Origin of the sequence: Myroides sp. LoEW2-1 (assembly GCF_009767705.1) — a bacterium.
Lineage (GTDB): Bacteria > Bacteroidota > Bacteroidia > Flavobacteriales > Flavobacteriaceae > Flavobacterium > Flavobacterium album_A.
Map to the genome: position 1 here is coordinate 1 of NZ_WSPP01000098.1, position 6,299 is coordinate 6,299.

Annotated in this window: 8 protein-coding genes; 4 read left to right on the plus strand and 4 right to left on the minus strand. The window is 32.4% G+C overall.

Translation table 11 applies throughout. The annotated features are described in order from the left end of the window. The 3 genes from tilS to GOQ24_RS06670 form a co-directional block, all read right to left on the minus strand. Positions 1 to 979, minus strand: a 979-nt coding sequence (tilS, locus tag GOQ24_RS06660; protein WP_243731254.1) for a tRNA lysidine(34) synthetase TilS, incomplete at its 3' end; no start/stop codon positions are given. A gap of 199 nt (positions 980 to 1,178) precedes the next feature. Continuing rightward, positions 1,179 to 2,222: an RluA family pseudouridine synthase gene (locus GOQ24_RS06665; RefSeq protein ID WP_155092152.1), complete on the minus strand. Its 1,044-nt coding sequence runs from the start codon at positions 2,220 to 2,222 to the stop codon at positions 1,179 to 1,181. A 25-nt stretch (positions 2,223 to 2,247) separates the two neighbouring features. Next, positions 2,248 to 2,841, minus strand: a complete 594-nt coding sequence (locus GOQ24_RS06670; RefSeq protein WP_155092151.1) for a PASTA domain-containing protein — start codon at positions 2,839 to 2,841, stop codon at positions 2,248 to 2,250. A 124-nt stretch (positions 2,842 to 2,965) separates the two neighbouring features. On the opposite strand from GOQ24_RS06670, the gene GOQ24_RS06675 reads away from it, so the two are divergent. Together GOQ24_RS06675 and coaD are read left to right on the plus strand one after the other, a co-directional pair. Further along, positions 2,966 to 3,949, plus strand: a complete 984-nt coding sequence (locus GOQ24_RS06675; RefSeq protein WP_160339354.1) for a D-alanine--D-alanine ligase — start codon at positions 2,966 to 2,968, stop codon at positions 3,947 to 3,949. Positions 3,950 to 3,955: 6 nt separating this feature from the next. Further along, complete coding sequence (gene coaD, locus GOQ24_RS06680) at positions 3,956 to 4,408, plus strand: pantetheine-phosphate adenylyltransferase (protein ID WP_155092149.1); 453 nt, start codon at positions 3,956 to 3,958, stop codon at positions 4,406 to 4,408. A 129-nt stretch (positions 4,409 to 4,537) separates the two neighbouring features. Here coaD and GOQ24_RS06685 read toward each other — a convergent pair whose 3' ends face one another. After that, positions 4,538 to 5,143 carry an NUDIX hydrolase gene (locus GOQ24_RS06685; RefSeq protein WP_160339355.1) on the minus strand — a complete coding sequence of 202 codons (606 nt, stop codon included), beginning with the start codon at positions 5,141 to 5,143 and terminating at the stop codon, positions 4,538 to 4,540. A gap of 7 nt (positions 5,144 to 5,150) precedes the next feature. Here GOQ24_RS06685 and pyrE point away from each other — a divergent pair, with 7 nt between their 5' ends. Together pyrE and GOQ24_RS06695 are read left to right on the plus strand one after the other, a co-directional pair. Then, a complete protein-coding gene (gene pyrE, locus GOQ24_RS06690) occupies positions 5,151 to 5,792 on the plus strand; it encodes an orotate phosphoribosyltransferase (protein WP_155092147.1) in 642 nt (213 codons plus the stop codon). Positions 5,793 to 5,814: 22 nt separating this feature from the next. Further along, positions 5,815 to 6,207 carry an SRPBCC family protein gene (locus tag GOQ24_RS06695; RefSeq protein WP_155092146.1) on the plus strand — a complete coding sequence of 131 codons (393 nt, stop codon included), beginning with the start codon at positions 5,815 to 5,817 and terminating at the stop codon, positions 6,205 to 6,207. Positions 6,208 to 6,299 lie beyond the last annotated feature (92 nt).

A 6,299-nucleotide genomic window follows, 5' to 3' on the forward strand; every position in this document is an offset into this window, starting at 1 on the left:
CTTTATTCTTCTCTAATTCTGTTCTTTTTTGCAACACAAAAACACTTCTATCCTTCAACAGGATATACTCTTTTGCATAAATCACTTTACCACTTTTAGCTTCTAAAAGATGGATAATATCCTTCCAAGCAGTAAAACCAAAAGGCTTAAGCATCTCGTATAAATAAGCTTTTGGCGAAGATAATTTCTTTATTTCATCTATTAAAAAAATAATACTACCATCTTCTTGGTATCGAGCAACTCTACTAAAAGCAAAATCTATTGCGTCTTTTGCTAATTGATTTGTATCACTCAAATTGCTAATTGTATCCAAGAAGCTATTTGAAAATTGTGGATTAATCTCCTTGAGAATTGGCACGACTAATTTTCGAAACTTATTTCTCAAATACTTCGTTTGCGCATTCGTATAATCTTCTCTCCATTGAATATTATGCTCTAAGGCAAACTGATTGATCTCATCCCTTGTAAAAATCAACAGAGGCCGTACGATGTAGTCATTAACTTCAGGAATACCCAGCAAACCTTCAACGCCTGTCCCCCTCGAGAAATTAATTAAAAAAGTCTCTATGGAATCATCTAAATGATGCGCTGTCAACAAATAATCATACTTCCCTTCCACTACTAAAGACTCAAACCAATTATACCTCAATTCTCTTGCAGCAATTTGGATTGACACTTTATTGTTATTTGCATAGGTTTCTGTATCAAATTCCTTTACTAAAACATCTACACCTAAGCGCTTTGCTAAATGCTCAACAAATACCTGATCTTCAATACTATCCTCTGCTCTTAGATGAAAATTACAGTGTGCCATCGTAAAGGGTATCTCGCACATCTTACATAAGTAACATAAAACGACACTGTCAATACCTCCACTTACAGCTATTAATAACTGTTTATTATTCAAGTAATCAAACCTCTCTTTAAAATGTTGTTTAAAATCCTCTAACATTTTTACTTTATTAATTTTTATATCCAAAATAAACAGGGTTTTCAATAAAAAATAATTACTAATATAAATACATTCTATTAAAAACCTAATATCTATTTTTTGCTTATAAGCGTAAATTTATAAAACACAAATAGAATACAAACAATTACTATCATATCTTTAACAAATAACAGAAAAAAACATAAAAAAAAGCTGTATCTTTTCTGATACAGCTTTTGTTTTTTTACTATTCTAAGTCGTGAATTGAATTATGAGCGTAATTTCTCCACTTTTCAATACACTGTTGCATATCTTGAGGTACCTCCGAATCAAATCTCATAAATTCTTTTGTCACTGGGTGTTCAAATCCCAATGTCTTAGCATGAAGAGCTTGACGAGGTAAAATTTGAAAGCAATTCTCTACAAACTGCTTATATTTAGTAAAGGTAGTCCCCTTTAATATTAAATGTCCTCCATAGCGTTCATCATTAAATAAAGTATGACCAATGTGCTTCATATGTACTCTAATCTGATGAGTACGACCTGTTTCCAATTTACAAGCTACTAAAGTAACATACCCTAATCTCTCAAGTACTTTGTAATGAGTTACTGCCCATTTACCTTTTTCTTCATCATCGAAAGCAGCCATTTGCATGCGGTCTTTTACATGACGGCCGATATAACTTTCAATAGTACCTTCCTCCTGCTCCACATTTCCCCAAACAATAGCTACATATTCTCTTTCTGTTGTCTTTTCAGCAAATTGCCTTTGTAAATCAGCCATTGCCCATTCTGTTTTAGCAATTACCAATAATCCACTTGTATCCTTATCAATACGGTGTACTAAACCAGGTCTTTCACTACTATTTAATGGAAGATTTTCAAAGTGATAAGCCAAAGCATTAACTAAAGTTCCCGTGTAATTCCCATGACCAGGGTGTACTACTAAACCAGGTTCTTTGTTGATTACTAAAACTGTATCATCTTCGTATACAATATTTAAAGGGATGTTCTCAGGAATAATAATATTTTCAAAAGGCGGTTGCTTCATCAAAACTCGCACTACATCATTTGCCTTAACCTTATAATTAGATTTTACAGGTTCATCATTGACAAAGATATTTCCATTAGCTGCAGCTTGCTGAATTTTATTTCGAGTCGCATTCTCCACTAAGTTCATTAAAAACTTATCAACACGCAAAGGAGCTTGTCCTTTTCCTGCTTCAAATCTATAATGTTCAAATAACTCTTCATCAAAGTCTTCAAACATATCTGCGTTATTTTCTTGCATTTAATATTATCTATAATTCTCTTAATTATTCAATTTCAGGTGCAACATCTAATTCTTCTTCTGATAAAGTAGCACGTCCGTCACCTAAAACAAAGTCTATCACTGAATTCTTTTTAATTCTATCACCTTGTTTCAACTCTTTGCCATTTTGCAAAACTTGTAACACAACATCTTTACCAATATAAGTACGGTAAGACTTTTTCCCCTCTTTTAATCCCAAAGAAACAATTGTAGTCAATGCTTGACGATAAGTCAACTCACTAAGATTTGGCACAATTACATCTTTATAAGTAGCAGCATTAATTTTTACATAAATCTTTCTATTTTCCTTTACAAAGCTATTCGCCTTCGGATCTTGTTCTACTATAGACAAAGGAGGAACATTCTTATCAAAGTCAAGAGTATCAAGCACTACCATTTGTAGTTTACTTTCTTCTAATACCTTAATCGCTTGCTCACTCGTCAATTTACCAATATTCGGTACTGCTATTTTCTGATCGTGATTAGTTGTCTTTCCAAGCCATTGTAGAGCCAAATAAGCTCCAATTACTACAAGTAAAACGGCTACAATAACTGATACCCAAAATGCCTTACTAGTAAAAAACTTTAATAATTTCATAACTATTGATTTTAGGCAAAGATATAAAATCGAAAACATTTTTTGTTTCTATGTTTTATTATAAATTTGTTTGAATCCATAGGTAAGAAAAATAAATTAACACCTAACATTAAAATCATTAAGTATGAAGCATGTAGCTATTGTTATGGGAGGTTACTCAAGTGAATGGGAAATCTCTTTGGCAAGTGGTCAAGTAGTATATGAAAGCTTAGATCGAACTAAATATATCCCTTATAAAATACATATTCTAAAAGACAAATGGGTGTATGTAGATGAAAACAAACAAGAATACCCTATCGATAAAAATGATTTCTCTACAAACTGCCAAGGTAAAAAGATAACATTTGATGTTGTATTCAATGCAATCCACGGAACGCCTGGAGAGGATGGTTTACTTCAAGCATACTTTAACTTAATTCACTTACCTCATACTTCTTGTGATTTCTACCAAGCAGCCTTAACAATGAACAAAAGAGATATGTTATCTGTTCTAAAACCTTTTGGCATAAAAACAGCTATTTCTTACTATTTGAATTTAGGTGATAAAATTGATACTGAAACAATAATCCAAAGAGTTGGTTTACCTTGCTTTGTTAAACCTAATCGATCAGGATCAAGTTTCGGTATATCTAAAGTTAGAACATCTGAGGAACTTTTAAAGGCAATTGATATCGCCTATAAAGAAGATAACGAGATTATCATTGAGAGTTTCTTAAATGGTACTGAAGTTTCTGTTGGTGTGATCAAATACAAAGGAGAAGTAACTGTCCTTCCAATAACCGAGATTGTTTCAGAAAATGACTTTTTTGATTATGAAGCAAAATACCTTGGTAAATCGCAAGAGATTACTCCTGCAAGAATTGACAAAGTTACACAACGAAAAGTTGAAGATATTGCTTCTCGTATTTACAAGATACTAAATATGGATGGCTTTTCACGTAGTGAGTTTATTATTGTAGATGGTGTTCCTTTTCTACTTGAGATGAATACAGTACCAGGCTTAACAAGAGAAAGTATTTTACCTAAACAAGCTAAAGAAGCTAATATATCATTAACAGACTTGTTTGATAATGCAATTGATATAGCTTTACAAAACCACTTAAAATAATAAGAAATGAGAAGAGCTGTACTACCTGGATCATTTGATCCTATAACCAATGGTCATTGTGATATTATTAAAAGAGCTTTACCCTTATTTGATGAAATAATTGTTGCTATTGGTGTTAACTCTGATAAGAAATACATGTTTTCATTAGAAGAGAGAAAACATTTCATTGAAGAAACATTCAAAGATGAACCAAAAATAAAAGTTGCTACTTATGAAGGTCTTACTACTGACTTCTGCTTTAAAGTAGATGCGCAATTCATTCTTAGAGGATTGAGAAACCCTGCTGACTTTGAGTTTGAAAAAGCTATTGCACATACCAATCGATTCTTAACTAAGTTAGAAACCGTGTTTTTACTAACGGCAGCAAGCACCTCTTTCATTAGCTCAAGTATTGTGCGAGATGTAATACGAAACAAAGGAGACTATTCTAAATTAGTACCCTCTACTGTCAAGTTATAATTCATTAATAAAGAAATAAGAAAGCCCTTTGAATTCATTTTTATCAAAGGGCTTTTTATTTTTTGTTGTTGTAACACTAAGAGATTACTCCGTATTATCAAAGACCAAACATATATTGCGAAATAAAACTTAATCTTCTAAAACTCCTAACTCGTGGATTAACAACTTAATATTCTCATATGAATTATTCATAGCCTCGCGAATCTGTTCTTTATTTAACCAAGCAACTTGCTCTATCCCCTCCTCTATTTGACCAACTAATTCGCCTTCAAAAGAACTCTTCATTTCGTACCAGGTTGTAATTTTCAACTTATACTTGCCATTTCGCTTAAAGATGTGATAAGTTTTAGGAAGCTTTCTAATAATTTTCAATTGAGATACGCCAGTTTCTTCTTCCACCTCACGCATAGCAGTTTCTTCCATTTCTTCATTCTTTTCAACTCCTCCCTTAGGTAAATCCCATTTTCCTCCACGCAGAATAAACAGTATTTCACCTTTATCATTAAAAACGACTCCGCCTCCAGCTTTTTGTACTGGAATCTTCTCTTTAATCTTTTTCAAGATCTGTTTTTCATCCGGATGATATAAAAAAGCCTTGTCGATTTTATTTTGAAAATATTTAATGATAATTTTGTCAATATCGACACTATCTAATAAGAACAGTTGAAAATCGGTTTCTTTCTCGATTTTATCTGTTAAGAACAATGGTTTGTCGTTTACAAAAACTTTATACATTTGTATTATGATTTTTAATAAAGAAACAGCACACAAAACTGCCGAGTCGCTTCTGCAAATTAACGCAATTAAATTAAATCCTAAAAATCCTTTTACTTGGGCTTCAGGATGGAAATCTCCAATTTATTGTGACAACCGTATTACATTGTCTTATCCTGAGATCAGAAAATTCTTGCAAAAAGAGTTTGCTGAGAATATCGTAGCTAAATATGGCAAACCAGATGTTATCGCTGGTGTTGCAACTGGTGCTATAGGTATTGGTCTTTTAGTAGCAGAAGCCTTAGAATTACCATTTGTATATGTTCGTCCTGAACCAAAAAAACACGGAAGACAAAATCAAATCGAAGGTCAATTAGAAGCCGGAAAAACAGTTGTAGTAATTGAAGACTTAATCAGCACGGGAAAAAGTAGTTTACAAGCTGTAGAAGCACTAAAGGAAAATGGTGCAAATATCTTGGGGATGGCTGCTATCTTTACGTATGAATTTCAAGTAGCAGAAGATAACTTTAAAAATGCAGGAATAGAACTAACAACATTAAGCAACTATTCTTCTTTATTAGAAAACGCAGTAAATCAAAAATATATTTCTGACGGTGATTTAGACACATTACAAGAGTGGAGAAAGAATCCTGCAGAATGGAATCAATAATAATATTCTAAAACTAGACTATATGAACTTAGAAAGCCCAAAAGTAAGCGTAGCTAAATCAGCTGAATATATCTTTAACGCATTAACGGACGTTAAAAATTTTGAAAAATTAATGCCTGAGTCTATAGCTAAATTTGAAGTTACGGGTGATGATTCTTTTATTTTCGCACTAAAAGGAATGCCTGAAATCAAATTAAAAAAGAAAGAACAAACGCCAAACTCTAAAGTAATCTTAGGAGCAGCAAGCGATAAACTTCCTTTTACATTAACGGGAAATATCACAGAAATAGATGCCAATAATTCTGAAATCCAACTTCAATTCGAAGGAAGTTTCAATCCAATGATGGCAATGATGGTAAAGGGTCCTATCGGAAAATTTATCGAAGCTTTAGCTGGAAACATGAATAAGCTATAATCTATTTTAGTATACCTATAAAAAAACCGAACAATATTGTTCGGTTTTTTTATAGGTATACTTTACTTCAATTCTACTGTATAGCCGAGTAC